Annotated in this window: 19 protein-coding genes and 2 pseudogenes; 14 read left to right on the forward strand and 7 right to left on the reverse strand. The window is 65.5% G+C overall.

Annotated elements, in window-relative coordinates; translation table 11 throughout:
- Positions 1–116 precede the first annotated feature (116 nt).
- Together FAZ69_RS21135 and FAZ69_RS21140 are read left to right on the forward strand one after the other, a co-directional pair.
- Positions 117–1193, forward strand: a complete 1077-nt coding sequence (locus tag FAZ69_RS21135; protein ID WP_136897032.1) for a zinc-binding dehydrogenase — start codon at positions 117–119, stop codon at positions 1191–1193.
- Between the two features lie 5 nt (positions 1194–1198).
- Positions 1199–1561: a VOC family protein gene (locus FAZ69_RS21140; protein WP_136897033.1), complete on the forward strand. Its 363-nt coding sequence runs from the start codon at positions 1199–1201 to the stop codon at positions 1559–1561.
- Between the two features lie 16 nt (positions 1562–1577).
- On the opposite strand, the gene FAZ69_RS21145 is transcribed toward FAZ69_RS21140, so the two are convergent.
- Positions 1578–2402, reverse strand: coding sequence for a phosphate/phosphite/phosphonate ABC transporter substrate-binding protein (locus FAZ69_RS21145; RefSeq protein WP_136897034.1), 825 nt, complete (start codon positions 2400–2402; stop codon positions 1578–1580).
- Positions 2403–2698: 296 nt separating this feature from the next.
- Between FAZ69_RS21145 and osmF the strand changes: the two genes are divergently transcribed.
- Genes osmF through FAZ69_RS21170 form a run of 5 tightly spaced genes read left to right on the forward strand, consistent with a single transcriptional unit; the run spans position 2699 to position 7597 of the window.
- Positions 2699–3619, forward strand: a complete 921-nt coding sequence (gene osmF / locus FAZ69_RS21150) for a glycine betaine ABC transporter substrate-binding protein OsmF (RefSeq protein WP_136897035.1) — start codon at positions 2699–2701, stop codon at positions 3617–3619.
- Entirely contained in the window at positions 3616–4827 is a 1212-nt protein-coding gene (locus FAZ69_RS21155) for an ABC transporter permease (RefSeq protein ID WP_136897036.1), read from the forward strand. The genes osmF and FAZ69_RS21155 overlap by 4 nt, the downstream gene beginning before the upstream one ends.
- On the forward strand, positions 4824–5798 hold the full coding sequence (locus FAZ69_RS21160) for an ABC transporter ATP-binding protein (protein ID WP_136897037.1): 975 nt from the start codon (positions 4824–4826) through the stop codon (positions 5796–5798). Before FAZ69_RS21155 ends, FAZ69_RS21160 begins: the two co-directional genes overlap by 4 nt.
- Entirely contained in the window at positions 5795–6535 is a 741-nt protein-coding gene (locus tag FAZ69_RS21165) for an ABC transporter permease (protein ID WP_136897038.1), read from the forward strand. The genes FAZ69_RS21160 and FAZ69_RS21165 overlap by 4 nt, the downstream gene beginning before the upstream one ends.
- Before the next feature lie 39 nt (positions 6536–6574).
- A complete protein-coding gene (locus tag FAZ69_RS21170) occupies positions 6575–7597 on the forward strand; it encodes a fatty acid desaturase (protein ID WP_136897039.1) in 1023 nt (340 codons plus the stop codon).
- Positions 7598–7606: 9 nt separating this feature from the next.
- Here FAZ69_RS21170 and FAZ69_RS21175 read toward each other — a convergent pair whose 3' ends face one another.
- The 5 genes from FAZ69_RS21175 to FAZ69_RS21195 form a co-directional block, all read right to left on the reverse strand.
- On the reverse strand, positions 7607–8188 hold the full coding sequence (locus FAZ69_RS21175; protein ID WP_240702386.1) for a YdeI/OmpD-associated family protein: 582 nt from the start codon (positions 8186–8188) through the stop codon (positions 7607–7609).
- Between the two features lie 40 nt (positions 8189–8228).
- Positions 8229–9527 carry an L-fuconate dehydratase gene (locus FAZ69_RS21180; protein ID WP_136897040.1) on the reverse strand — a complete coding sequence of 433 codons (1299 nt, stop codon included), beginning with the start codon at positions 9525–9527 and terminating at the stop codon, positions 8229–8231.
- 75 nt (positions 9528–9602) lie between these two features.
- Positions 9603–10544 (reverse strand): ABC transporter substrate-binding protein, encoded by a 942-nt coding sequence (locus tag FAZ69_RS21185; RefSeq protein WP_136897041.1) that lies wholly within the window; start codon positions 10542–10544, stop codon positions 9603–9605.
- 97 nt (positions 10545–10641) lie between these two features.
- On the reverse strand, positions 10642–11667 hold the full coding sequence (locus tag FAZ69_RS21190; protein ID WP_136897042.1) for an ABC transporter permease: 1026 nt from the start codon (positions 11665–11667) through the stop codon (positions 10642–10644).
- Positions 11668–11686: 19 nt separating this feature from the next.
- A complete protein-coding gene (locus FAZ69_RS21195) occupies positions 11687–13198 on the reverse strand; it encodes a sugar ABC transporter ATP-binding protein (protein WP_136897043.1) in 1512 nt (503 codons plus the stop codon).
- A gap of 336 nt (positions 13199–13534) precedes the next feature.
- Here FAZ69_RS21195 and FAZ69_RS21200 point away from each other — a divergent pair.
- From FAZ69_RS21200 to FAZ69_RS21220, 5 genes and pseudogenes are all read left to right on the forward strand, one after another.
- A pseudogene (locus FAZ69_RS21200) lies at positions 13535–13687 on the forward strand (transposase); the annotation flags it as partial.
- 74 nt (positions 13688–13761) lie between these two features.
- Positions 13762–14422, forward strand: a pseudogene (locus tag FAZ69_RS21205) (transposase).
- 562 nt (positions 14423–14984) lie between these two features.
- Entirely contained in the window at positions 14985–15719 is a 735-nt protein-coding gene (locus FAZ69_RS21210) for a methyl-accepting chemotaxis protein (protein WP_136897044.1), read from the forward strand.
- A gap of 24 nt (positions 15720–15743) precedes the next feature.
- Positions 15744–17144: an MFS transporter gene (locus tag FAZ69_RS21215; protein WP_136897045.1), complete on the forward strand. Its 1401-nt coding sequence runs from the start codon at positions 15744–15746 to the stop codon at positions 17142–17144.
- Between the two features lie 207 nt (positions 17145–17351).
- On the forward strand, positions 17352–17570 hold the full coding sequence (locus tag FAZ69_RS21220; RefSeq protein WP_136897046.1) for a hypothetical protein: 219 nt from the start codon (positions 17352–17354) through the stop codon (positions 17568–17570).
- Positions 17571–17756: 186 nt separating this feature from the next.
- Here the strand turns inward: FAZ69_RS21220 and FAZ69_RS21225 are convergent, their stop codons facing one another.
- On the reverse strand, positions 17757–18041 hold the full coding sequence (locus tag FAZ69_RS21225; RefSeq protein ID WP_136897047.1) for a hypothetical protein: 285 nt from the start codon (positions 18039–18041) through the stop codon (positions 17757–17759).
- A 113-nt stretch (positions 18042–18154) separates the two neighbouring features.
- Here FAZ69_RS21225 and FAZ69_RS21230 point away from each other — a divergent pair, with 113 nt between their 5' ends.
- Positions 18155–19987, forward strand: a complete 1833-nt coding sequence (locus tag FAZ69_RS21230; protein WP_169708713.1) for a ShlB/FhaC/HecB family hemolysin secretion/activation protein — start codon at positions 18155–18157, stop codon at positions 19985–19987.
- The coding region (locus tag FAZ69_RS21235; protein WP_136897048.1) for a two-partner secretion domain-containing protein at positions 19984–26990 on the forward strand (7007 nt) is incomplete at its 3' end. The genes FAZ69_RS21230 and FAZ69_RS21235, both read left to right, overlap by 4 nt.

Here is a 26990-nt window from a genome sequence, read left to right on the forward strand (position 1 = left end):
CGATCGATAAGAAAATGGGGCTGATCGATTATATGAACTTCGGGTTGCAGGCGGGAAGATTACGTCAACGCTGCACTGACGGGTGCTGCGTACCTTCTTCCCCAAGGACGTCATCCATGAAAGCCTGGCAACTTACCCGCCTCGGCGGCGACCTGCGATTCGTCGATCTTCCGCTACCCGAGCCACGCCCCGGCAGCGTCGTCGTCAGGATGCAGATGTCGGCCGTGATGTCGTACATGCGCCGCTACGTCGCCGGCGAATTGCCGGTCTATCACGCGCCGGACCGGCCGTTCATTCCCGGGGGCAACGGCGTGGGCATCGTTCATGCCGTGGGCAAGGACGTGTGGCACCTGAAGCCGGGGCAACGCGTCGTGATTTCGTCGCATTTCGTTGCCAACGAGAACGCGGGGGACCCGGCGCAGATGCTGATCGGCGTCACCGCCGCGGGCGCCGAAGGCTATGCGATGCAATCGGATTGGCCGGACGGCACGCTCGCCGAATATGCGTTGCTGCCGGCATCGACGTTGACCGCCGCCGACGCGCTAGCCGATCTCGACGCGACACGGCTTGCGCTTTCGACGCGATTCATCGTGCCGTTCGGCGGGCTGTTGCGCGGGCGGCTTGCCGTGGGCGAGACCGTGGCCGTGTCCGGCGCGACCGGCGCATATGGCTGCGCGGCGGCATTGCTGGCCGTGGCGATGGGGGCCGGCCGCGTGGTCGCCGTCGGGCGCAACGCAGAGACGCTCGGGACCCTCGCCGAACAAGGCGACGGCCGGATCGTCCCGGTGGCGGTGACCGGCGACGTCACGCACGACGCAGAGAGGATCCGCGATGCCGCGCGAGGGCGCGTCGATCTCGCGTTCGACATGGTCGGCAACGCAGGCGATCCGAAGATGACGCTGGCGGCGCTGCGCAGCCTCGGACGGGAAGGGCGGCTCGTGCTGATGGGGAGCATGGCGGTCGATCTGCCGGTGCCGTATACCGAGCTGATGTTGAACGGTTGGGAAATCATCGGCCAGTTCATGTATCCGCGCGATGCCTATCGACGGCTGCTGTCGCTGGCGGGCACGGGAGCGCTGGATTTCGGCGCGCTGCGTCCGTTGATCTTCGGCATGGCGCAGCTCGAAACGGCTATCGATCTCGCCGCCGATGCCCCGGGTTTCGAGTGCGTTCTGATCAACCACGAGGAGTGAGTTCCGTGCGGATCTTGAAGACCCTGTATCGGCGTCATGTCGACGGTGTGCAATTCGAATCGACCATCGCGTTCTACGAGAGCTTGCAAGGCATGCGATGCGAACGGCGGCTCGGCTTTCCGGAAATGGGCATCGAGGCCGCCGTCATCGGTGCGTTCATCGTGCTGGCCGGCACGGACGAAGCGCTCGCTCCTGTGCGGCATGTCGAAGCGGCCCTGATCGTGGACGCTCTCGACGATTTCGTCGAACCGCTGCGCGCGCTGGGCGCAAGCGTGCCCGAGGATTTTCATCGAACGCCCGTAGGCCGCAACATGATCGTGCGCCATCCGGATGGCTTCGCCGTCGAATACTTCGAGCCGGCGGCCTAGGCGGCGACCATGATGTCTAGCGCAACTCGCCGTACCCGAGCTCGGCGGCGAATTGCGCCATCTGCTCGATCGGCGCGTAGTCGCTGCTCGCGAGGCGCGCGAACCCGTGCAGGCGCAGCGAGCGGGCGCGTCCCGCATCTGCCTGGCGGGCGCTTTCGAGCGCATCGAACAGCAGCGCGCCGAGCCGGTCGCCGAGCGCGCGGGAGGCGATGAATGGCAGCCCCGGCGCCAGCGCCGTCATGCCAATGATCTTCACGTCGCGCAGCTTTTCGGGGCACGCATCGCGCAGGAAGGCGAGCGTGACGCAGTCGATGGCGGCGATGTCCGCAGCTTCGGCGCTGAGCGCGAGCAGGCTGTTCAGGTGGGAGCCTGTCCATATCAGCGAGGAGAAGAAGCGGCCGTCGCGTGCGAGCGGCGCCGCCGCGTGACGCAGCGCATTCATGCCGCTGTGGGAATCCTTGCCGTTGCAGGCGGCGCGCAGGCCGCGGCAGGCAGCGAGGGTGGTCGCGCCGCGCGCCCACGCTGCGGCCGACACCGCAATAGCGCTGCGATAGTGCGCGCCTTCGCAACCCTCGGCGTCGAACACCGGTGTGGCGACCAGATGAACGGCCTCCTGCAGGCCCAGCATCCGGTATGGAAAACCGCAGGTCTGCGAGAGCAGCAGGTCAGGCCGGCGCCAGAGCGGCATCAGCTCGTCCGGCGCCTCTTCGAGGATCACGAAGTCGCCCGGACCGCCGGCCCGCGCGAACGCTTCCAGCGCGTCGCGCAGCAGCGCGCGCCACAACCGGCCGTGCTGCGGCGTCACGTTGTACATCGGCAGGGTGGCGGTCCAGCGGCTCATGGTTGCGCTTGCTCTGCTCGGGTTGTTTGAAGCGGAGGCGAATGCGGACTATACGTGCCGATCCGATGCCGCCTAACCAACAAATTGGAACATCGATTCTCAGGCCGAGGCAATAGCGGCCGGCGGGCGCGCTCGCGCTGCCGCTTCGCGTTTCGAAATATGCAATTTCCAATTCGTTGTTTGGCCGCACGGCGCGCATTGATTATGGTTGGCGGTCTGCGGCGTTTGCCGCCGCTTTTTGTCATCGGTTCGTTGTTCGCCATCTTTTGGCGTATTGCACTGGAGCTTTCACATCCATGAAGAATTTGCGCCCGTTCCGCCTTGCGGCGTCGTCGTTTCTGCTTGCCGTCACGAGCGCGGCTTGCGTTGCCGCGCCGATTGCCGTCGGCTCCAAGATCGACACCGAAGGCAATCTGCTCGGCAACCTCATCGTGCAGGTGCTCAAGGCGCACGGGCTCGCCGTGACGGACCGAATCGCTCTCGGCACGACGCCCATCGTGCGCAAGGCGCTGGTGACGGGCGAGATCGACATCTGCCCGGAGTACACGGGCAATGCGGCATTCTTCTTCAACAAGGCCGACGATCCGCTCTGGAAGGACGCGGCGCGCGGCTATGAGGAGGCGAAGCAGCTCGACTACGCCGCCAACCGGCTCGTGTGGCTCGCGCCCGCGCCGGCGAACAACACCTGGGGCATCGCGGTTGTCGATGCGCAGGCAAAGGCGAATCACCTGAAGACCTTCGGCGACTTCGGCAAGTGGGTGACGAGCGGCGGCAAGGTCAAGCTCGTCGCCTCGGCGGAGTTCGTCAACAGCGCCTCGGCGCTGCCGTCGTTCGAGAAAACGTACGGCTTCAAGCTGCAGCAGGACCAATTGCTCGTGCTTTCGGGCGGCGATACGGCAGCGACCATCAAGGCCGCGGCTAACCAGACCGATGGCGTGAACGCGGCGATGGTCTATGGCACCGATGGGGGCATCGCCGCCGCGGGGCTTGTCGTGCTCGAGGACAACCAGCACGTGCAGCCCGTGTATGCGCCTGCGCCCGTGATTCGCGAGGCCGTGCTGAAGGCGCATCCGGAAATCGCGGGCTATCTGCAGCCGGTGTTCGCGAGCCTCGACCTCAAGACGCTGCAGACGCTCAACGGCCGCATCCAGTTGAACGGCGAGCCCGCGGCGAGCGTGGCGGCCAGCTACCTGAAAACGAAGGGCTTCGTGAAATGACGACGGGTGCGAGCAGCCGTTTGCACGGCGTTCCCGCTGCGGGCACTGTGTGGCGCCTGCCGCGCGTCGACAAGGTCGGCTGCCTTGTCGCGGCGCTCGTCGTGTTCGCGCTTGCCGCGCAGCCGTTCGTGACGTTTCGGGCGAACCGCATCGTCGAGGGGCATGGCATGCGCCTCGACGAGGTTTTCCCGGCTTGGCAGGCCAGCGCCCTCTATGCGGTCGGCGCCGCGAGCGCGGGCTTCGCGTTGCTGCGCGCGCGGCCGGGCTGGCGCTTCGTCGCGGGTGCGACGCTGCTGCTGGGGCTCGCCGTCGTGACGGGGCTCGCGCCCAGCCGCCTCGTGACGAGCGCTGACACGCCGCTGGCGCGCGTTTCGCTCGCCAGCGGCGCGTGGACGCTCGCGTTCGCCTACGCGGTGCTCGTCGTCGATGCCGGGGCGAAGCGCGGCTTCGGGCCGCTCGCGCGGCTTGCCGCGCTCACGAGTGCGCTGACTGTGTTCGGTGCGCTATGCCATTCCGGCTGGTGGGACGGCCTGTCGGTGATGCAGGAATACGCAGTGCGCGCCGATTCATTCCGGCAGGAAGCGGGCCGCCATGTCGCGCTGGTCGTCGGCGCCGTGGGCTCGGCGCTCGTCGTGGGCGTGCCGCTCGGCATCGCCTGCGCGCAGGTCGCGCCGTTGCGCGCGACGATCCTGCCTGCGCTCAACATCGTTCAAACCATTCCGAGCATTGCGTTGTACGGTCTTCTGATGGTCCCGCTCGGCTTGTTGGCCGCGCATGTGCCGCTCGCCGCGGCGCTGGGGATCAGCGGCATCGGCACTGCGCCGGCGCTCACCGCTCTCTTTGTCTACTCGCTGCTGCCGGTCGTGTCCAGCGTCGTGGTCGGGCTGCGGCAGATTTCTCCGCAGGCGGTCGAGGCCGCCACCGCCATGGGCATGAGGCCGATCCAGCGGCTTGTGCAGGTCGAGCTCCCGCTCGCCTTGCCCGTGATTCTGGCCGGCGTGCGCATCGTGCTGGTGCAGGACGTGGGGCTTGCGGCGGTGGCCGCGCTGATTGGCGGCGGCGGCTTCGGCATCTTCATCTTCCAGGGGATCGGGCAATCCGCCATGGACCTCGTGCTGCTCGGCGCGATTCCGACCATCGCCCTTGCCCTCGTCAGTGCCGCCGCCTTCGATGCGGTGGCCGCACTCGCCCGTGGAGGCCGCGCGTGATCGAATTCGACCAGGTAAGCCGGCGCTTTGGCGCCACCGTCGCGGTTGACCGCGTTTCGCTCACGGTTCCGAGCGGCAGCATCACCGCGCTCGTGGGCACCTCGGGCAGCGGGAAGTCGACGCTGCTGCGCATGATCAACCGCTTGATCCCGCCCGACGAAGGCACCATCCGCATCGACGGCATCGATACCGCCACGCTGGAGGAAGTCGCGTTGCGGCGCGGCATCGGTTACGTGATCCAGGGCAACGGCCTGTTTCCGCACTGGACGGTGGCCCGCAACATCGCCACGGTACCGCGGCTGCTCGGCTGGGACGCGGCGCGCATCGAGGCGCGCGTGCGCGAGTTGCTCGAACGCTTCGGGCTCGATCCCGCGGTGTATGCGAACAAGCTGCCGCACGCGCTGTCCGGCGGCCAGCAGCAGCGCGTGGGCGTGGCCCGTGCGCTGGCGGCCGAGCCCGAGATCCTGCTGATGGACGAGCCTTTTGGCGCGCTCGACCCGATCATCCGCGCGCGTGCGCAGGACGACCTGCTGGCGCTGCAGCGGCGGCTAGGCATTACGGTGGTGATCGTCACACACGACATGGACGAGGCACTGCGCCTCGGCGACCAGATCGTCGTGATGGATCACGGCCGCGTGCTGCAGGCGGGTGCGCCGGAGCAGATCCTCGCGCGTCCCGCAGTGGATTTCGTTCGGCAGCTGGTCGGTGACGCCGACCGCGCGCTGCGCCTGCTCGCACTCACGCGGGTGGGCGAAGCCGCCGAGACGGTCGGGTCGACCGAACCTGCCGGAAGCGGCGAAGCAGCGGGCCGGGCAGGGGCGCCGCTGTCCTCCGCGGCGACGCTGCGCGATGCCATGGGCGCGCTGCTTTGGCACGGCGTAGAGACGCTTCCCGTCGCCGACGACGATGGTGTCGTGCGGCGGCGCATCTCGCTGCCCGCCATTCTCACGCGCGCGCGGAGGCCGCAATGAAGCCCGCCGGCACCGTCGCGCGGATTGCGCTGCTGCTCGCGTTGCTGGTGCTCTTGCTGCGCGGCCAATGGGTTGCGCCGCTTTTCGCGCCGTTCGCCGACAACGGCGCGCCTGCGCTCTACGACCGCGCGAGCCTGCTCGATCTGGCGCTCGCGCATCTCGGGCTCGTTGCGGCAGCGAGCGGGGTGGGCTCGGTGCTCGCGGTTTGCGCGGGAATCTTCGTGACGCGTCCCGCGGGCGCGGAATTTCTGCCGGTCGCGCGCAGCGTCGTCAACATCGGCCAGACATTTCCACCCGTCGCCGTGCTGGCGCTGGCTGTGCCCGCATTGGGCTTCGGCGTGAAGCCCGTGCTGGTGGCGCTCGTTCTGTACGGGCTGCTGCCCATCTTCGAAAGCACGCTCGCTGGCCTCGCGGGCATTCCCGGCACGACGCTCGAAGCGGCGCGCGCGATGGGCATGAACGCGCGGCAGCGTCTCTTCGCGGTCGAGCTGCCGCTCGCCTTGCCGGTGATTCTCAACGGCTTGCGCCTTGCCGTGGTCATCAACATGGGCACCGCGACGATCGGCTCGACCGTCGCTGCGAAGAGTCTCGGCGACGTGATCATCGCCGGCCTGCAAACCTCGAACACTGCGTTCGTGTTGCAGGGTGGCCTGGTCGTCGCGCTGCTGGCGATCGCCGTTTATGACTTGATGGGGCAGGCGACGCGCGTACTCGCGCCCGCGCCTTTGTCGAGCTGACTTCCTGTCGATGTTTTCTGGCCTTCCAACGAAACGAACATGGCCGAGTATTTCGATGTAGACCACGCGCGCGAGATCGCGGCGCTCAAGACGAGCTTCACCACACGAACGGAGTGGCCGACCTGGCTGCTGATCGCCGTGATCTATGGCGGCTGGGTGAGCGTGCTGTGGCTCCTGGGGGCGGGGCGCTTGCCGCTTGCAGCGGGCACGCCGCTGCTCATCGTGCTGTGCGCGTGGTACATGTCGCTGCAGCACGAGCTATTGCACGGGCACCCGACGCGCTGGCCCTGGCTGAACAAACTGCTCGGCTGGCCGCCGCTCGCGATCTGGGTTCCGTACACGCTCTATCGGGAAAACCATCTGAAGCACCACCGCGACGAGGCGCTGACCGTTCCGGGCTTCGATCCGGAGACCAACTACGTGCTGCGCGAACAGTGGTCGCGGATGCCGCGCTGGCGGCGTGCGCTGTGGCATGCGCGCAAGACCTTCCTCGGACGCATCGTGATCGGGCCGCCGATGAGCGTCGGCGCCATGCTGCTGAAAGCATGGCAGGCGCTGCGGCGCGGCGACGGGCGGCATGGCGCGATGTGGGTTGGTCACATTGCGGCCGTGGCCGTGCTGCTTGCCTGTGTGCAACGGTATGCCGGCGTGCCTTGGTGGTATTACCTGCTTGCCGTGGCGTGGCCGGCGCTCGGTCTCGCGATGGTGCGCTCGCTCTACGAGCACCGTGCGGCGCCGCATCCCAAGGCGCGGATCGTCATCAACGAAGCAGGGCCGCTGATGCGGCTCCTGTATTTGAACAACAACTACCACCTCGTGCATCACGATCTGCCCGAATTGCCGTGGTTCCATCTGCCGCGTGCGTACCGCATGCGGCGCGACGCCTACCGCAGCAAGTGCAGCGGCTTCGTGATCGGAGGCTACGGCGAACTGCTCAAGCGCCATGCGTGGCGGCAGACCGATCTGCCCGTGCATCCCTTCGGTCACGGCCCGGCCGCCGTGTCCCTGAACGGCGGCGCGCGCGTCGCGGTGGTGAACGGGCGTGTGCAGATCAGCGCGTGAGCTTCGAATCTACCGATCGTCCAGCCCCTTGCCGTCGAGAATCTGCTGCATGCATTTCTCGATCCTTGACTCGCGGGTTTTGGATTGTTTTGGCGCGGAAAAATGCAGAAGGTAAGCGCGTTGCCGCCCCGGCGTCAACGATTCGAACGCCGTCTTCAATGCGGGAATGTCATCCAATTTATTTTTGAATTCTTCGGCGATGGCGAAATCCTCGGTCTTTTTGTGCGGGACCTTCAAGCCGGCTTTTTCGACTTCGATGGCTTCGCGGATATAGGACTTCAAGACCGCTTTCAGCTTGGTGATTTCCGAAGCGCTGGTGAACCGTATCTGGCGTCCTGCCTGCACGTTCTCCGTTTGCGTGATCAGAATGCCCTTGGCGTCCTTCAGCAAAGCACCCTTGATGAACAGGAGCGCGCAGTACTCCTTGAACCCATGCATCAAGACTACGTTTTTGGCGTCGAACGTATAGCAAGGAACACCCCACTTCAATTCCTCGGTCAACGCGCAGTCGAGAATGATCGCCCGCAATTGCTCGAATTCTTCCCGCCACTTTTTGGCGTTGCCTAGAAATTCATCGACCTTGAGATTCACTTGCCGGTCCTCGAAAGTAACGTGCGTTGATTCTTTCCGATCAGGCGCGCCAGACCGGCCCATCAGGAAAGCAATACCGGTCGAGCGATGCCGCATGCATTTCGATGCTATAGCCGGGCCGTTGCGGCGGCATATACCGCCCGTTGCGAATCACGACCGGATCGACGAAATGCTCATGCAGATGATCCACGTATTCGAGCACCCGGTTTTCCAGCGACGCCGACACGCAGATATAGTCGAACAGGGAAATGTGCTGAACGTACTCGCACAAGCCGACGCCGCCCGCATGCGGACACACGGGCACGCCGTATTTCGCCGCCATCAGCAGCACCACGATCACTTCGTTCAAGCCGCCCAGGCGGCAGCTGTCCACCTGGCAGAAGTCGATGGCGTTCGCCTGCAGCAGCTGCTTGAACATCACGCGGTTCTGGCAGTGCTCGCCGGTCGCGACGCCGATCGGACGCAGCCGCTGCCGAATGGCCGCATGGCCGAGAATGTCGTCGGGGCTCGTGGGCTCCTCGATCCACCACGGATCGAATTCCGCCAGGCGCCGCATGTTCGCGATCGCTTCATCGACGTCCCACACCTGGTTCGCGTCCATCATCAGCTTGCGGCTCTCGCCGATTTCTTCTCGCAGGATGCGGGCTCGCCGCACGTCCTCTTCGAGATTTCCGCCCACTTTCTGCTTGAAATGCGTCCATCCCTGCGCGACCCCTTCGCGTGCGAGCCGGCGGATCTTGTCGTCGTCGTAGCCTAGCCAGCCCGCCGAAGTCGTATAGGCCGGATAGCCGTGCGCGAGCATGTCCTTTTCCCGCTTGCCCTTGGTGTTCGCATGACGATGCAGCATCGCGATGGCTTCGTGCGGGGTGATCGCATCGGTCACATAGCGGAAATCGAGGCAGCGCACGAGCGCTTCCGGGCTCATGTCGACGAGCAGCTTCCACACCGGCTTGCCTTCCGCTCTCGCCCACAGGTCCCAGGCCGCATTCACGACAGCGGCCGTCGCCAGGTGAATCGCGCCCTTGTCCGGGCCGATCCATCGCAATTGGCTGTCCGAGGTCATCGCGCGCCAGAATGCGCCCATGTCCGCCGCGATATCCTCGAGCGTCTTGCCGACGATCAGCGGGGCAAGCGCGTGCACCGCGCTCACGCAAATTTCGTTGCCGCGTCCGATCGTGAAGGTGAGGCCTTGCCCTGTGAGCCCCTTTGGAGAATCGGTTTCGAGCGTCACATAGGCGGCGGAGTAATCGGGCGCGGCGTTCATCGCGTCCGAGCCGTCGAGCGAGCGCGAGGTCGGAAACCGGATGTCGCGAACGGACAGCCTCGTGATCGTGGTCATCTGAGCATTCCCCCCGGAACGACGGAAAGAAGAGGAAGGGCCGCGACCCTTCCTCTTTCGCCACGCTGAAGGCGGTCAGTCGTAAAGCACGGCCGCGATCTTGGGGTCGTTCATATTGGTCTTGTCATACCAATAGAAGCCCGTATCGACTTTCTTGGGCAGCTTCTCGCCCTTGAGCGCCTTCACCGCGGAGTCGACGACGCACTTGCCGATGCCGACCGGATTCTGCGTAATGGCGCCGGCCATCAGGCCCGACATGATGTCTTCTTTCTGCTCCTTGCCCGAGTCGTAGCCGATCAGCACGAGCTTCTTGCCCGATTCCTTGACGCCGATCGCCGCGCCTTCCGCCGAGCCTTCATTGGCGCCGAACATCCCCTTGATGCTGGGATTGGCCTGGATCATCGCCTTGGCGATTTCCGCCGACTTCAAGTGGTCGCCGCCGCCGTACTGAACGGAGACGATCTTGACGTTCGGATGCTTCGACTTCATCTCGTTGAGGAAGCCGTCGCGGCGGTCGATGCCGGTGCGGCTCGTCTGGTCGTGCACGATCACGCCGACTTCGCCGGAATCGCCGATCATCTCGGCCATCTTGTCGGCGGCCAGCGCGGCGGCGGCAAGGTTGTCCGTCGCGCAGGTCGTCAGCGGAATGTTGCTGTCGACGCCGGAGTCGAAGGCGATGACCGGTATCTTGTCGGTCTGCGCCCGCTTCAGGAGCGGGATGGCCGCCTTGCTGTCGAGCGCGGCGATGCCGAGCGCCTGGGGCTTCTTGGCGAGCGCGGCCGAGAGCATGTCGATCTGCTTGTCGACCATGGCCTCGGTTTCCGGGCCCTCGAAGGTGATCCTGACGTTGTGCTCTTTCGCCGACTGTTCCGCGCCGGCTTTCACCGCCTGCCAGAACTGGTGCTGGAAGCCTTTGGAAATGAGCGGGATGTACGGCTCGTCCGCAAGGGCAAGACTCGTTGCGCCGACAAGTGCGCCAACGCCGATCGCAACGCTGATGAGTTTTCTTTTCAACATGGGTCTTCCTCCTAAGGTGGGCCTACCTCCAGCCGTTGGGGGAGCAGTGAGGCGCTCCCATTTCTTGATCTTGTTGCTGTCGTTGCCGCGGATAGCGTCAGCTTTTTTTGCGCCGCAATATGTCGGCATAGACCGCGAGAATGATGATCAGGCCCGTCACCACGATCTGCCATTCCTGGGCGACGGACAGGATGCGCAGGCCGTTGGTCAGCACGCTCATGATGAACGCGCCGATGATGGTGCCAAGCACCGTGCCCGAGCCTCCGCTCAACGAGGTGCCGCCGATCACCACGGCGGCGATCGCTTCGAGCTCGTAGCCTTGGCCCAGCGCCGGCTGGGCCGAATTCAGGCGCGAGGCGATGAGCAGCCCGGCGACGCCGCAAATCGCGCCGCCCAAGGCGTAAATGGCGATCTTCCAGCGATCGGCGTTCACGCCGGAGAGGCGCACCGCCTCTTCGTTGCTGCCGAGCGCGAACGTATAGCGGCCCAGCGCCGTGCGATTGAGAACGATCGAGCTCGCGATCGCGAGCAGGAACAGGATCAGGACCGCGTTCGGCACGGGCACGCTGGGCAGGATGCGGCCGATCAGCGAATCCTGCGAGATCATGTAGAAATTTTCGGTGTCGTTGAAATAGATCGGCTGGTCGGACGAGACGACGAGCGAAAGGCCTTTGAGCAGCAGCATCATGCCCAGCGTGGCGATGAAGGGCGGGATCTTCATTTTCGCGGTGAGGGTGCCGGAAACCGTGCCGCAGATCGTGCCCGTCCCGATCGCCGCGATGACGCCGGTCCACATCGGCAAATGCCAATAAGTGAGAAACACGCCGCAAATGACGGCGGTGAAGGTCATCAGCGTGCCGACCGACAAGTCGATGCCGCCCGTGATGATGACGAACGTGCAGGCGATCGCCAGCACGCCGTTGACCGCCGTCGCCTGCAGGATGCCGAGGATGTTGTCCATCTGCATGAACGCGGACGAGGCGAAGCTGAAAAAGACCAGCAGCAGCAGCAGGCTCGCGAACGCGAGCATTTTCTGCAGCGCATTTGGCGCAAAGATGCGGGCTCTCAGGCCGGATGAGCGTCTCTCGCTCGCGAGTGCCGAAGTGTCCGATGGCTGTGTCATGTAATACGCCTCTCGCGGCTCATGCCGCCTTCAAGGTTTCGCGTTGCGTCGCCAGCTGCATGATGCGCTCCTGCGTGGCGTCCATGGCGGAAAGCTCGCCGGTGATGCGGCCTTCGCACATGACGACGACGCGGTCGCTCATGCGCAGGATTTCCGGCAGCTCCGACGAGATCATCACGATCGCCTTGCCTTGCCCGGCGAGCGAGCGCAGGAGTTTGTAGATTTCGCTCTTGGCGCCGACGTCGATGCCGCGCGTCGGCTCGTCGAAGAACAGCACGTCGCAGTCGCGCTCGAGCCATTTGGCGATCACGATTTTCTGCTGATTGCCGCCCGACAGCAGCCGCACCTGTTGCGTCGCGGAGGGCGTGCGAATGGCGAGCAGCTTGATGAAATGGCTGGCGGTCCGGCGTATTTGCGCGCGCCGCAGGAAAAAGTTGAGCGACAGGAACTTGCTCAGGTTGGACATCACGATGTTCGACTCGACGTCCATGCCGGTCGCGAGGCCAAAGCGCTTGCGGTCCTCCGAGAGATAGCCTATGCCGTGCGCCACCGCGTCGCTCGGCTTTCTGATCTTCGCCTTGGCGCCCTTCACGACGATTTCGCCCGACTCGACCGGATCCGCGCCGAACACGGCGCGGGCGACCTCGGTACGGCCGGCGCCCAGCAAGCCGGCGAAGCCCAGGATCTCGCCCTTGTGCAGCGTGAAGCTCACGTTCTTGACGAGCGGCCCGGCGTTCAGATGCCTGACTTCGAGCGCGACGTCGCCTTTGTCCGCGGCGCTGTTGGGCGGCGTGACGTCGGTCAGCGTGCGACCCACCATCATGCCGATGATCGCTTCGACGCTGGTGTCCGGGGTGGCGACGGTGGCCACATATTCGCCGTCGCGCAGCACGGTGACGCGGTCCGAGATCTGCTTGAGCTCGTCCATCTTGTGGGAAATGTAGATCACGCCGACGCCGCGCTCTTTCAACTGGCGGATGATGCGGAAGAGCTCGGCGATCTCGGCGTCGTTGAGCGCCGAGGTCGGCTCGTCCATGATCAGGACGCGCGAATCGAAGGACAAGGCCTTGGCGATCTCGACCATCTGCTGCTTGGCGACGGTGAGCGTGCCGACCACGGCCCGCGGATCGAGCTTCACATGCATGCGGGCGAGAATGTCGCGCGCTTGGGCATTGAGTTTGTCTTCGTCGAGAAACAGGCCAAGACGCCCGCGCGGCTCGCGGCCGATGAAGATGTTCTGGGCGACGCTCAGGTGGTTCATCAGTTGGAGTTCCTGATGAATGATGCCCACACCCATCGCTTGCGCCTCGCGCGGGCTCTGGAACGCGACGGGCTGGCCGTCGAGGAGGATGTCGCCGGTATCGCGCGTGTAGACGCCGGCGAGGATTTTCATCAGCGTCGATTTGCCGGCGCCGTTCTCGCCCATCAGCGCATGGATTTCGCCCGCCATGAGCTCGAATTGCACTTCGTGAAGCGCTCTCACGCCGGGAAAGCTTTTGCTGAGCTTCTTGACGGAAATGAGCGGGGTCATGGAACGGATTCACTCTAGAAGCCGGGGTGAAACCGATTCTACGTCGCGAAATAGCCGTGGCTCAAGATAAGACTTTCCTCAATGAAGCGGCATGGTGCGATGCCGCAAGAGGGGTGTGCGCCATAAGCCTTCTTATGGTCCGCTCATCAGCGCGGCCGAAGCACAGCTGCACGGTGAAGAAGCGGATGTGTATGCCGATGCGGGCTATCAGGGTATCGAAAAGCGCTGCAAAAGCGGGGCGGTGCGCTGGCACGTTGCAATGAGGCCTGGCAGACGCAGGAAGCTCGACCTGAGTGATCGAGTGGACGCGATATTCGATCAGATTGAACGACTGATGATGTTCGTGCCAAGGTCGAACATCCGTTCCGCATCCTCAAGCGGCAATTGGGCTACACGAAGACGCGATATCGTGGCTTGAAGAAGAACACCGCCCAGATCACAACACTGTTTGCGCTGGGCAACCTGTGGATGGCGCGCAAGGCCTTATAGAAGGGATGCACTGAAAGACGGCATCCATGGCATCGGAAAGCGCGAGGTATCCTGATTGAACACGGTGGTCACTCATCGAACCGCTTCTGCCCGCGCAAGCACTGCGCAATCACCAATATGCGGGCCGCAATGACCGGCATCGTGTTCGTGCTGCGCTCGGGCATTGCGTGGAACCTGCTGCCGCAGGAAATGGGTTGCGGTTCAGGCACAGCCTGCTGGCGACGGCTGGTCGCATGGCAGAAGGCCGGTGTCTGGCAACGTATCCACGAAACGCTGCTGGCCGAACTGCGCCGCCGTGGCGAAATCGATTTAACGCGTGCCATCGTCGACAGCTCGTCAATTCGCGCCGAGCTGGCGGTCATCCTGACCGGCGCAAACCGCCACGACATTACGCAGCTCGATGCACTGGTCCAGGCCATTCCACATATCCGGGGCAAACGGGGGCGTCCCCTGCACAAGCCGCAAATCGTTCAGGGCGACCGGGGCTACAGTTCCGAGCCACATCGGCAGCGCTTGCGCGAACGTGGCATCACGCCCTTGCTCGCAAAAATTGGCTCGCCCCATGGCAGCGGACTCGGCAAAACGCGTTGGCAAGTTGAGCGCTCGATTGCCTGGCTTCACTCGTTTCGACGCCTGAAGATTCGCTATGAACGCTACGCTCATATCCACGAGGCTTTCCTCTCGTTAGCTTGCGCCTTGATTTGCTGGACGCGCCTCAAGCCTTGGTTTAACTAATGTCTCAACAGCTTCCAAGGCGTCTCAGACGCTCCGCGGCCCGTGAGACGTCCCAGGATCTCCCGCGTCTGCTCCCCCACCTTCGCCAGCGTCTGGCGCACACCCGGCCTGAGTCCGCCCATCAGCAAGGGCAGCAGCGCGACTTCGGTCGTGCCGCCGTCCCAACGAAGGTGAGACGGCGATAACGCGACAAGCTAAGCGCGCGATCATGGTGCGCTGCATCACGGGCTTGCACCAACACCATCCCTTCCGCACCGCGAAGGTCTGGTTCCTGCGGCGCTCACGCCCTCGTTTGTCCCCGTAGCTTCGGCTCCCGACGCCCCCAGACCGGGCTGGCACGCCTATTGCATTAAGTCGCCGCAAGGCCAACGGCGGTCTTGACGTATTTACGACTTATTAGCTGCTTTTGTGTGCGGCTAACGGGGCAACGGCGTCCCGAAGCGACTCTTGCGCTGACCGAGCAACCGGTCCGGGCGGAGTTGCTTCGGGACGCTTTTTTTTGTGCTGTCGGCGGAGCGCCTCGCGTGCTCCATCGACAGCCGCGAGAGAACCGCTTCAAACCATGAATCGAAGGACACCCTACAGTCACGACGAAGTCTCCGGGCAAGTGATCGGCGAGCTGATCAACGTATCCGGCCGGCAGCGGATGCTCTCGCAACGGATCGTGCTGCACGTGCTGCTCGCGTCGCGCGGCGACGGGGCCGCGCTCGCGGTCGCAAGAGACTGCCTCGCCACATTCGCCAAGGCGCATGCGGATCTCGTCGGCGGCAATGCGCACTTGCCGGGTGTGTTTTCCGACGCGCTCAAGGAACTCTATTTCGGCGCCGCGCGCGCGGACGACCATATCCGGCGGTTCATCGTGCACACCACGGAGGCGCTCGCGTGCCTCGAATCGAACGCCGCGTCCGCCGGCGAGCAGGTCGACGCGCTCGTCGCGCAGGCCACGCCGCTGCTCGAGCTGCTGCAGCAGCTCACGCTCGCGTATCAGAACGAGATGCGCGGCATCGAAGCGGCGGCGCTCAAGCGTCAGGCCGAGATCGCCGAGCAGCTGAGCAGCATCTCGATGCAGGCCAACATCGTCGCGCTCAACGCGCGCATCGCGGCTGCGCGCGCGGGCCAATACGGACGCGAGTTCGCGGTGATCACGACGGTCCTCGCCGACATCATCAAGGAGATGGATCAGCTGATCCATAGCGTGGTCGACACTCGCGGCACGCGCGAAGCGTCCGCCAAACGCCTCCCCGGCAGTCCCATCCCGCAGAGCCGGCACGCGAGTGCCGGCCGCGCTTTTCAATAGCCTTCGTCCCTGTGTGAGAGACCCATGAAACACCTGCTGACTTCGCTCAAGAGCGGTAACTGGCGCGCGCTGCTTGCCTGTTTCCTCTACTTCGATACCGGCTTCACCGTGTGGGTGATGCTCGGCCCGCTCGCGCCGTTCATCCACAAGGACATTGCGATGACGCCCGCCGAGCAGGGCTTTCTCGTCGCCGTGCCGGTGCTCGGCGCGGCCATCCTGCGCGTGACGCTCGGCAACCTCTACCAGGCTTACGACGGCCGCCGCGTCGCGCTGTTCGGCGTGCTGCTCTCGGCGATTCCGCCGGTCGTGCTGCTGCTCTCGCCGGTGGCGCCGTCGTATTCGCTGCTGCTCGTGCTCGGCGTGTTCCTCGGCGTCGGCGGCGCGAGCTTCGCGGTGGCGCTGCCGATGGCCGGCAGCAACTATCCGCCCAAGGTCCAGGGCCTCGTGCTCGGCCTCGCGGCAGCGGGCAACATCGGCGCGGTGCTCGACGGCTTCATGTTCCCTGGGCTCGCCGAGCATTTCGGCTGGGCCAAGGCGGCGGGCGCGGCGCTGCCGCTCCTCGCGCTCGCGGCGGTCGCCTTGTTCTTCTGGGCGAAGGATCTCGGCGTGAAGTCGGGCAGCGCGCCGGGTGCGTTCCGCAGCTTCATCGTGACGCTGGCGGGGCTCGTCGCGCTGGTGATCCTCGTCCATGAAGGCGTGTTCGGAGCCGGAAAAACCGGCGTGCTGCTGCTGCCGGTGCTGGGCGCGCTGCTCGCCATCGCCGTGCTGCCGCGCCATTACCGCGGCGTGCTCGTCGAGGGCGATACGTGGGTCGTGATGCTCGTCTACAGCATCACGTTCGGCGGGTTCGTCGGCATGTCCTCGTATGTGACCACGCTGCTGATTTCGCTCTACCAGTTGCCGAAGCTCGAAGCGGGCCTCTTCATGTCGCTGCTCGCGTTCATCGGCGCGCTGGTGCGCCCGATCGGCGGCCTCGTTGCCGACCGCATTTCCGGCGTGCGCGCGCTCGTGATCCTGCTGGCCGGCATCTCGCTGTGCGACTTCGCGTTCGCGGCATGGATGCCGCCGCTGCCGGCCGGCATCGCCTTGCTCGTGGTCATGTATCTGCTGTTCGGCCTCGGCAACGGCGCGACTTTCCAGCTCGTGCCGCAACGCTGGGTGGGCAAGACCGGCTTGATGTCCGGCATCATCGGCGCGGCCGGCGGCATCGGCGGCTTCTATCTGCCGGTGATCATGGGCATCGCCAAGGAAAGCACGGGCAGCTATCAGATGGGGTTTGCGACGTTCGGCGGCTTGTCGGCGCTGGCGTTCGCACTGGTGGCCGTGCATCGCGCGCGCTGGCTCGAATGGGCGCTGCCCAAGGAAGGCGTGGCGGTCGCGAGTGTGGTGCCGGCCTCCGCGTTGCGCGTGGAAAGCGATGCGTGAGTGACAAAGGGGCGAAGGCCCTGGCTTAACAAGGGAAGCAAAGAAAGGTAGCAACGCGCCGGATCAAAGCCGATCCGGCGTGACGGCAGCGAGCTTCACCGCATCGTCACAGGGTGCAGGACAACGGCGTCCCCGAATCCGGTCTTTCGACCGCGATTCGCGGGACGCTTTTTTTTGCACTGCGCGCGTGATGGTTGGATCAACCGATTGACGTTCGAGGATAAAGGCATGGAAGAGACACGATTCATGAAGGCTGGCGCCGGCGCACGAGATGGCGCGATCGGGCAGGGCGACGACAAGCGGGTGGTCGTGACGGTGACGGTTGGCGGCGATCACGATGGCAGGCGGCGGGATACGGCGGATATGCGTCCGGCGCGTTTGCGGGGGAGGAGGGGGCGTGCGCTGGCCAGAGATCTCAGGCGGTGATATTACGAAAAGTTGCTAAAGATTACGGCATTGCCGCCGACATACGCCATGTAGTTCATGCGGAACAGGTTGCGTGGACTATCGGAAACCCGTGCAAAAGCGCCCGCAAGGGCGACAGACGGCAACCGATAGACACCTGCGATGCAAGAGCAGAAATGTCGCTGCTGTAAATATTAAAAATAGCTTTCATGGCTCGGGGTTAACAATGCCAACAACAATTGCCATCGCCCGGTTCGCGATATTGAGAGTCGTCGCGACCGCCGCACCGTTCAGCGTCGAGGCCGGCAGGCCTGCGCTCGTTCCTCTTTCCGCGTCCGTTGCAGCGCATCCGGTCAGGTAGCGCAAGCAGGACCATTCCGCGAAAAAAGCATTAAGGCATGCGCGATCCCAAGGATCGAGGCGCATGCCTGGATCGCTGTCGTCCGGATTTTTAGTTTGAGTTTGACTCGTCGCTGGTTTGCGCAATGGCATTCGCGCGCTTAGGAGCTGCTGCTTAGGCGCTGCTTTGCCGTTGAGTCAAACAATTCACGCGTCTCGAGCGGCGCTTTGGCGTCTGGCGCGTAATAAGAATTCAAGAAGAAGCAATGAAGAAACCAAGTTGTGAGCCTGAGGCCGTCAGGCTCCGGGGTTGGCCGCATTTTGGGTCCCATTCCGCGCGCGCGGGGGCGCGGGATCTCAAGGGACTGGCGCACGCATGCGGCGCACTGCTCGTCGTCGCGCATGCATGCGTTGCGCACGCCCAAGCGTCGGGCACGGGCGCGTTCGACGAGCAGGAGCAGCGCCGCCGCGCGCAGCAGCAGGCGATCGAGCGCGAGCGGCAGCTTAATGCGCCGAACGTCGAGCTCGAGCCGAAGAAGCAGCCGCAAGCGGCCGACGACGGCAAGGCGCCCGTCGAGTCGCCGTGCTTCAAGGTCGATCAGCTGGCGCTGGAGGTTCCCACGGGGCTCAGCGATGCGGTGGAAGCCGCAGGCGCGCGCGCGTTGTCGCCGAACCCGCTGTTTCCGGGCGCGCTCGCGTTCGCCACGGACTACCTGCAGCGCTACCGCGGCCAGTGCGTGGGCCGCGAAGGGCTCAACCTGATCGTCCATCGTCTGGGCGCGCTGATTCTCGAGAAGGGCTACACGACGACGCGCGTCGTGATCGGGCCGCAAGACCTGTCGACGGGCAAGCTCACGCTCGAACTGATCCCCGGCGTGATCGGCGCGATCCGCTTTGCCGATCCGTCGACCTACGGCATCTGGCGCAACGCGTTCCCGACTCATGCCGGCAACCTGCTGAACCTGCGCGACCTCGAGCAAGGACTCGAGCAGATGAAGCGCGTGACGAACCAGGACGTCGACATGCAGATCGTGCCGGGGCAAACCACCGGCGAAAGCGACGTCGTCATCACCGTCAAGCGCACCAAGCCGTGGACGCTCTCATTCAGTCTCGACGACAGCGGCCTCAAGTCGACGGGCCAGCTGCAGGCCAGCGCGAACTTCGCCATTGTCAATCCGCTCGGCCTCTCGGACCTGTTCAACCTCAGCTATAGCCACGACGCGAACGGTCATCCGGACAAGTACGGCACGCGCGGCGACAGCGCGTTCTACTCGATCCCGTGGGGCAACTGGACCTTCACGGCGACGGCGAACCAGTACCACTACCACCAGCAGATCGCCGGCGCGTTCACCACGTTCATCTCGAGCGGCTTGTCGAAGACGTTCGACGTGAAGGCGGAGTACCTGTTCTACCGCAACCAGGTCCAGAAAAACTCGATCGAATTCCGCACCGGCAAGTACTTCGCCGAGGCGTTCGTCGACGGCTCGGAGATCGACGTCCAGCACCGCGACAACAGCTATGCCGAAGTCGGCTGGGTCCACAAGCACTATTTCGGCGCCGCGCAGCTGGACAGCACCATCGCCTATCGCTGGGGCGTGCCCTGGTTCGGCGCGCAAAGCGACCTGCCCGGCGCGCCGACCTACCGCTACGGCATCGAGACGCTCGACTCGACCTTGAGCGTGCCGTTCCAGATCGGCTCGCTGCCGCTGCGCTATACGGCGACGGTGCGCGCGCAGAACTCGCCGAACGTCCTTTACCCCACCGAGTACTTCTCGATCGGCAGCCGCTACACGGTGCGCGGCTTCGACGGCGACACGATGCTGGCCGCCGAGAAGGGCGTCTTCATGCGCAACGACCTCGAAGTGCCGATCCTGCAAACCGGCCAGACGCTGTACATCGGCATCGACGGCGGCGAGGTGTTCGGCCCGCAGGCGCAGAACCTCTTGGGCCGGCGCCTGGCCGGCGCGGTGGCGGGCCTGCGCGGCAGTCCCTTCAAGAACGTCTATTACGACGTGTTCATCGGCGGCCCGCTCTATCAGCCCGCCCAGTTTCCCAACCGGTGGCCGGTTGCGGGTTTCAGCGTGAGCTTCCAGATATGAACCGGTTCCTCTATCGCGTGATCTTCAACGCAGCCCGTGGACTATGGGTCGCCGTGCAGGAGACCGCCAGCAGCCTCGGCAAGGGGCGCTCGGCCGGCAGCCCGCGCGCGAGCGCCGCCAAGGCCGCCACGGCGGGCTTCATCGACATGCTGCACATGCGCGAGATCGTCTTCGCCGGCTTGTGCGTCTTCGGCATGCAGCCGGTGCTGGTGCACGCTCAAGTAGCAGCTTCGCCTTCGGCGTCGCCCGCCAACAAGCCGGCCGTCGGCGCGACGGCCAACGGCTTGCCGATCGTGCAGATCACGACGCCCAACGGGGCGGGCGTGTCGAACAACGTGTATTCGAATTTCAACGTCGGCAAGCAAGGCCTCATCCTCAACAACTCGCCGGGCTCGGTGCAGACGCAGCAGGCGGGCCTCGTGGCGGGCAATCCGTATCTGGCGTCGGGCAGCGCCCGCATCATCGTCAACCAGGTGGTGGGCGGCGGGACCAGCCAACTGCTCGGCTATACCGAAGTGGCCGGCCAGCAGGCGCAGGTGGTCATCGCGAATCCGGCCGGCATCTATTGCAACGGCTGCGGGTTCATCAACACGAGCCGCGGCGTGCTCACGACGGGCACGCCCGTGTTCGGCGGCAGCGGCAGTCTCGATGCGTTCCATGTGACCGGCGGCCAGATCCAGATCGACAGCGGCGGCTTGAACGCGAGCAATGTCGACCAGGTCGACCTGATCGCGCGCAGCGTGCAGGTCAACGGCAAGCTGTGGGCCGGCCGCGCGCTCAACGTCGTCACCGGCGCCAGCGACGTGCGCTATGACGACTTGAGCGCGCAGGCGCTCGCGCCGGACGGCAATTCGCCGGGCGTCGCCATCGACGTCGCGCAGCTCGGCGGGATGTACGCGGGCAAGATCACGCTGGTCGGCACCGAGGCGGGCGTCGGCGTCAACATGGCCGGCACGCTGCAGGCGCAGGCGGGCGACATCTCGCTGAGCAGCCAAGGCAAGGTGACGCTCACGGGCACGACGACCGCGAGCGGCAACGTGGGCATTTCGACGGCGAGCGACGTGTCGAACAGCGGCTCGCTATACGCCACACAGAACGCGACGGTGAGCGCGCAGGGGCAGGTCGCCAATAGCGGCACGCTTGCCGCGCTCGGCAACACGAGCGTGAGCGGCGCGGGTGTGAATGCGACGGGCGCGCTTGGCGCGGGCATCGATGCGAACGGCAACGTCACCGGCAGCGGCAGCCTCTCGGTGACAGGCGCGGGAGCGGTGAGCGCGACCGGCCAGCAGATGGCGGGCGGCGATCTCGCCCTGTCGGGCAGCAGCCTGAACATGGCGGGCGCGCAAACCTTGGCGAAGGGCGGTGTTTCCCTGACGGCGACGGGCGCGGGCGGCGACACGGGCAACATCGTGCATACGGGCGCAGCGCTGCAGGCGGGAGGAAGCCTGAGCGCGAACGCCGCAGGAACCGTCACGAACGACCAGGGGCAGGTGAGCGCCGCACAGCTGAGCGTGTCGGCCGCCGCCCTTTCGAATCGCGGCGGCACGCTGTCGCAAACGGGCACGCTCGCCACGACACTGTCGGCATCGGGCGCGTTCGACAATACCGGCGGCACGGTCACGACGAACGGGCAAACCGCCGCGATCCGATCGGCCAGTCTGGCCAACGTGAACGGGACGATCAATCATGCCGGCACGGGAGCGTTGAGCGTCCAGACCGGCGCGCTCGACGATAGCCACGGCAGCATCGCCACGAATGGCGCGGCGACCATTGCGGCTGCGAGCCTCGTGAACCGCTCCGGCTCGATCACGTCGGCGCAGGCGCTCAGCGTGACGTCGAGCGGCGACATCGACAACACCGCGGGCCGGGTCGAAGCGGCCGGTGCGGTGAACGTGTCGGGCGCGAACGTGCAGAACACGAGCGGGCGCATCGTGTCGCAGAACGCCGACGGCCTCACGCTCACGGCAAGCGGCCAGATCACGAACGCAGCGGGCACGACGGCGCAAGGCGCGATGGGCGGCGTCATCGGCGGCAACGGCAACGCGGCGATCCAGGCCGCGTCGCTGACCAATAGCGGGACGGTCACGGCCGCGCAGAATCTGGGCGTCACGACTTCCGGCGCGCTCGACGACAGCGGTGGCGCGATGACCAGCGCGACGCTGACGGCCAACGCCGCGTCGCTGAAGAACGTAAGCGGGGCGATCAGCGCCAACACCGTGTCGTTGTCGATTCCGCAACTCGACAACAGCAGCGGGACGATCACGGCGAATCAGCTCAACGTGATCGCCACGAATCTGACGAACCAGAACGGCAGCGTGACCCAGCTCGGCTCGGGTGCGATGGGCGTCAATGTCAGCGGCACGCTCGACAACTCGAATGGCGGCGTCATTCAGACCAAGAGCACGGACCTGACGCTCGCGCCGTCGACGCTGAACAACGACGGCGGGACGATCACCCATGCGGGCACGGGCACGCTGACGATCACGCCGGGCAGCGGTGCGGGTTCGCTCGCAAACGTCGGCGGCAAGATCGTGACCAACGGGCAAGCCAACCTGTCGGCCGGCAGCGTGGACGACACGGGCGGCACGATCACCGCGCAGACCGGCTTGAGCGCGACAGTCGGCGGCGCCCTGAACAACACGAACGGCCAGCTCGAATCGAACGCGAATCTGAGCGTCACCAGCGGCGCGGCGATCACGAACACCAACGGCACGATCGCCGCGTCGGACAACGGCACGCTACAGGCCGCGTCGCTGACGAACGGCGGCAGCATCACGGCCGGGCAGGCGTTGAATGCCACCGTCAGCGGCACGCTCGACAACGGCAGCGGGACGCTCAGCGCCCAGACGGTCACGGCCAATGCCGCGTCGTTCAAGAACGCGAGCGGCGTCGTGAGCGGCAACGCGGTGTCGATGTCGATTCCGCAGCTCGACAACAGCCATGGCCGGATCATCACCAATCAGCTCAGCATCACGTCGACGAACCTGACCAACAAGGGCGGCTCCATCACGCAGCTCGGGACCGGCACGATGGGGCTCGGCGTGACCGGCACGCTCGACAATTCCAGCGGCGGTGCGATCCAGACCAACAGCACGGACCTCGCGATCGCCCCGGCCGCGTTGAACAACAACGGCGGCGCCATCACGCACGCAGGCACCGGCACGCTGACGATCGATCCAGGTAACGGCGCGGGGTCGCTGACGAATGTCGGCGGGAAGATCGTGACGAACGGTCAGGCATCGGTGTCGGTTGGCAGTCTCGACAATACCGGGGGCACGCTGGCTTCGCAGGGCGTGATGTCCGTGACCGGCCAGGGAACGCTGAATAACACGAACGGCCAGCTGTCGTCGGGCACCGGCCTCACCGCGACAAGCGGCGGCGAGCTGATCAATGCCGGCGGCGTGATCGGCGCGGGCGGCGCCGTGACCGGCAGCACACTGAGCTTGACCGCCACGTCGATCGACAACGCTGGAGGCGCGATCACCAACGTCGGGACCGGCGCGACGACGATCAACGGCGGCAGCCAGATCACGAACAGCAATGCCGGCGGCGTGTCCGGCATGGGCTCGATCAGCGGCAACGGAAGCGTCACGCTGAACGCGGCGTCGATTTCCAACACGCAGGGCGGCCAAGTGAGCGGCGCGAACCTGCAGATCAACACGAGCGCTTTCGATAACTCCGGCGGGGAAATCGGCAATGCCGCGAACACCACGGGCGACGTCGGGATCGCGACGGGCACCCTGACCAATGGGAGCGGACGGATCAACGCATCGCGCAATCTGGCCGTCACCGCGAACACGCTATATAGCGGCGGTTCGTACAGCGCGGTGAACAATCTCACGCTGCACCTGCAGGGGAATTTCACCACCTCGACGAACTATAGCTTCACTGCGGGCAACAACCTCGCGTTCACGCTGCCGGGCACGTTCAGCAATAGCGGTACGTTCACGGCGGTCAACGGCCTGACCGTCAACGCCGGCGCTATCACGAACTCCGGCACGCTCGCGGCCGGGGGCCTCCTGACCACGCAGTCGAACACGCTGACGAATACCGGCACGATCGTGGGCGGCAGCGTGTCGCTCAATGCCACGCAGACCCTGTCCAATCTCGGCCCCAGCGCGCTGATCGGCGCGACGGACAGCGCCGGCACGCTCGAGCTGCTCGCGCCCGACATCGAGAACCGGGACGACACGACGGCGACCGACACCCAGGCGACGACCGCGATCTACGGGCTCGGCAGGGTCGTCCTGGCAGGTGGCAAGGACGCGAGCGGCAACTACACGAACGCGAACCTGATCCGGAACCAGTCCGCGCTGATCCAGTCGGGCGGCGACATGGAGATCCACGCCAGCCAGGTGACGAACACCCGGCGCGTGATGACCACCACCGGCTTCACGTCGTCGGTCGATCCGAACCTGCTGCAAAGCCTCGGCATCAGCCTGTCCGGCTGCACCGCCCTCCACATGGCCGCCTGCGCCGGCCAGAACGTGGGCTGGACCGTGCCCAACAATCCAGCCCTCGTCGGCCTCATTGGCGGTGTATACACCATTCCGGTAGGGGGCGGCGGCCAGTGGAACAGCGGGTATCAGTACACGACCTATACGGGCGTCGCGGTCGCCAACACGGTCGCCTCCACCAGTCCCGAGTCGCAGATTCTCGCCGGCGGCAACCTGAACGCGTCGTCGTCCGGCACGTTCCAGAACTACTGGAGCCAGGTGGCCGCCACGGGCAACCTCGCATCGCCCCAGACGCTCGACCAGAACAGCTGGGCAGGCCAGACGGCGCCCCAGGTCCAGGTCACGTACTCGGGGGAATATCACTACAACAACTATGACAATTCGATCCACAACTGGCAGCTGCCGTTCGGCAATGCCGGGTTCGTGACGGCCAATCCGGGCGGCTACTCGCAACCGGCGCCGGCGGATATTCGGACCTATGCGCTGCCGAGCTACGAGTCCACCTTCACGGCGGGCGGCACGATCAGCGGCACGGGTGTGACGATCAACAATACGGCCGGCAACGCAGGGGTGAAGCCGCTCGGACTGCTGCCGGGGCAGACGGTGTCGGGCACGAGCGCCGGTGCCGCGAGCGGGATCGTCAGTGCAGGCGGCACGCGTCCGACGGCGGTGGCCGTGCTCCGGGGCGGCCCTGTTGTTGGCAGCAGCGGCCTGGCGAACTTCAACAATCCGATCATCGCGGCCGCGACGGCGGTCAACGTGCTGAACAACCTCACGGTGCCGCAGGGCGGGCTCTTCCACGCGGATAGCGCCCCGAACGCGCCCTACCTGATCGAGACCAACCCGGCGTTCACGAACCAGAAGCAGTGGCTGTCGAGCGACTACTACTTCCAGCAGATGGGCATGAACCCCGGCCTGATCCGGATGCGGCTGGGCGACGGGTTCTACGAGCAGAAGCTCGTGCAGGATCAGATTCTGTCGCTGACCGGCAAGTCGGTGCTGACGAATTACGCGAGCACGCAGGATGAATTCCAGGCGCTGATGACGTTGGGCGCGCAACTCGCGAAGTCGCTCGCTCTGGCGCCGGGCGCGGGCCTGTCGGCGGAACAGGTCGCGCAGTTGACGAGCAACGTCGTGATCATGCAGACGCAGGTCGTCGACGGGCAGCCGGTGCTCGTGCCGGTCGTTTATCTGGCGAAAGCCAGCCAGGAAAACATGGGCAATGGCCCGGTCGTCGCCGCGACGGACCTCGATTTGCAGAACGCGCAGTCGGTGACGAACAGCGGCACGATCAAGGCGGCCAACAGCTTTGCGCTCAGTGCGCAGAGCATCGACAGTTCGTTCGGCACGCTGCAAAGCGGCGGCCAGATGTCGCTCGTGTCGGCGGGCAACGTGAACCTCACGTCGGCGACCGTGAACGCGGGCAGCCTGGCGCTGCAGGCGGGCGGGGACCTGACTTTGAGCACCGCGGTGAATACGCTCCACCAGGTCAACGGCGCCGGTGTGACGCGGGATACCTCGACGCTCGGGCCGCTGGCGAGCATCAACGTGACGGGCAACGCGGCGATCGTGACCGGGGGGAACTTCGAGCAGGACGCGGCGGCGCTGAACGTGGGCGGCGCGCTGGGCATGAGCATCGGCGGCAACTGGACGCTGGGGGTGGCGCAGACCGGCGAGACCAAGGTGATGGTGCTGCCGAGCGCGCTCTCCGACACGCACCTCGTGAGCGACACGGGCAGCAGCGTGAAGGTGGGCGGCGCGTCCACGATCGCGGTGGGCGGCGATCTGACGGCGAGCGGCGCGACGTTCAGTCTGGGAGGCGGCGGCACGATCGCGGCGGGCGGCAACGTGACGCTGCAAGCGGCGAGCGCGACCTCGACGGTGGATAGTCACAGTTCGGGCAGTGACCGCCGCGGCGCTTATGCGACGTCGCTGCACACGTCTGACGATGCGGTGACGGGGACGGCGCTCACGAGCGGCGATAGCCTGACCCTCGTGTCGGGCAAGGACCTGAACGTGATCGGGAGCGGCATCGATCTGACGAAGGGCACTGCGACGCTGGCGGCGGGCGGCGACGTGAACATCGGCGCGGCGACCGAGACGCACGTGTCCGATAGCTACAGTTCGGGTAGCCACGGGGGATTCCTGAGCAGCACGAGCAAGGCGAGCACGCGCGATACGACGACCACGCAGGCCGACGGCAGCACGATCTCGGCGGACGCGGTGACGATCACGAGCGGGCGGGACCTGAACGTCAAGGGCAGCACCGTCGTGGGGACGAACGACGTGTCGCTCAGTGCCGCGCACGACGTGACCATCACGACGACGCAGGACACGATGCAGTCGTCGGGCAGCTACGAGGAACATCACTCGGGCTTGATGGGGGGAGGGGGGCTGTCGGTATCGATCGGCAGCAAGAAGCTCGCGACGACGGATGAGGAATCGAGCGTCACGAACAACGCGAGCACGATCGGCTCGCTCAACGGCAACTTGTCCATCAGTGCCGGCAATACGCTGCACGTGACGGGCAGCGACCTGCTCGCGGC

The sequence above is a fragment of the Trinickia terrae genome (assembly GCF_005144415.1).
GTDB classification, from domain to species: domain Bacteria; phylum Pseudomonadota; class Gammaproteobacteria; order Burkholderiales; family Burkholderiaceae; genus Trinickia_A; species Trinickia_A terrae.